The sequence below is a fragment of the Flavobacterium frigidimaris genome (genome assembly GCF_002217275.1).
GTDB classification, from domain to species: Bacteria; Bacteroidota; Bacteroidia; order Flavobacteriales; family Flavobacteriaceae; genus Flavobacterium; species Flavobacterium aquidurense.
The window spans coordinates 1-1,717 of the sequence record NZ_MUGV01000067.1; the positions used below are offsets into that span (position 1 = coordinate 1).

General features: G+C 36.2%; 1 protein-coding gene. It reads left to right on the forward strand.

Annotated features, from left to right (window positions below; genetic code table 11):
• Positions 1-88: 88 nt before the first annotated feature.
• A complete protein-coding gene (locus tag B0A65_RS23040; protein ID WP_074656395.1) occupies positions 89-1,621 on the forward strand; it encodes an IS1182 family transposase in 1,533 nt (510 codons plus the stop codon).
• The last annotated feature ends 96 nt before the right edge of the window (positions 1,622-1,717 follow it).

Genomic DNA, 1,717 nt, shown 5'->3' on the forward strand with positions numbered 1-1,717 from the left:
AACGTCAGTCTGTGAAAAAACCTTCGTTTGATTACAAACAAATATAGGAAAGTATTGCTTTAAAACAGGATTTTTCGTATTTTTAGTAATGCAACATATCCTAGGAATTTCCCGCTATCAGATGCGTATTTCAAGTTTAGAAGACACCATCAGTCAAGAGAATCAGGTTCGTTTTATAGATGCTTTTGTATTGTTTTTAGATTTATCTAAGCTTGATTTTGAAGTTAAAACGCTCAAAAAAGAAGGCCGTCCGAGTTACGATACCAAAGCTTTTCTTAAAATCTATTTGTATGGTTATCTTAACGGAATAAGAAGCTCTCGAAAATTAGAAAAAGAATGTTTCAGAAATATAGAAATGCAGTGGCTATTGGAAGACATTCGACCGAATTACCACAGTATTTCTGATTTCAGAAAAGACAATCCTTTAGCATTAAAGAACTTATTCAAACTCTTTGTTAGTTTTTTAAAAGATGCAGATTTAATAGCAGGGGAAACCATTGCTATTGACGGAACTAAAAGTAGGGCGCACAACAGCAAAAAGGCCAATTTTAATCAAAAGAAAATTGACAAGCACCTGGCCTATATTGAAGCAAAAAGCCAAGAATATCTTGATGCTTTGGAGGAAAATGATACCAAAGTAAATTCTTCGGAAATGAAAAACATAAAACAAAAAATAGAACGTTTACAACAAAATAAAATCCGCTATGAATTGCTGGAAGAAAAATTAAAAGCAAGCGGCGAACCTCAAATAAGCACTACTGATAGCGATGCCAGAGCCTTATTAGTACAAGGACAAGTAGTCGAAATTTCATTTAATATGCAGGCAGCAGTCGATGCCAAACACAATCTGGTAGTAGCCACCCATACTATCAACAAGAATGACCGCAGTGCTTTATCTGCCATTGCTATAGAAGCCAAAGAGAATTTAGGTATAGAAACTTATACCGCATTGGTAGACAAAGGCTATCATAATGGCAAACAAATAGAAATCTGCAAAAAAGCGAACATCACTACAATTGTAGCGCAGCCCGAACAAGGAAAAAATAAAGAAAGGATATTGGAGGGTTATTTGATCTCGAAGTTCCAATATGACCAAACCACTGACACCTATACTTGCCCACAAGGAGAAACCCTTAAAACTACAGGCCACTGGCACAAGAAAACAGATAGTGATAGTTATGAATTCAAGAGATACCGAACATCCAAATGCAGGGAATGTCCCGTAAAGCATTTATGTACCAGCAGGGTGGCTGGACGAGATATAGACCGTAGTCAATATGCTGATGCCGTAGAAGAAAACAACAAACGTTATCACGCAAATGCACAGCTCTACCGCAAGAGGCAGGAAATAAACGAACATATCTTTGGCACGATTAAACGGCAATGGGGCTATAATCACACTAATTTAACAGGATTGGAAAAAGTAAACGGAGAACATAGCTTGATTATGCTGGTGTATAACATCAAACGGAGTATCAATATACTTGGTGTACCGGATCTGATCGCAAAACTCCAAAAATGGAACTCACCCTACAAGGCAAAAGTCTTGCTTTTAATAAAAATGAGTTATTTAAAGCTAAATACAACGCGCAATTTTTATCAAATGAAATTTGCAGCCTAAAAAAAGAACCTTCTCAGAAGGCTTTATTTGAATTGCAGGATTGTAAAATTTGAGGATTTTGAGAAAAAAAAGAGGTTTTTTCACAGCCTGACGTTC

Coding starts and splice junctions, on each gene's coding strand:
- B0A65_RS23040 (WP_074656395.1), top strand. CDS start 89: ATGCAACATATCCTAGGAATTTCCCGCTATCAGATGCGTATTTCAAGT.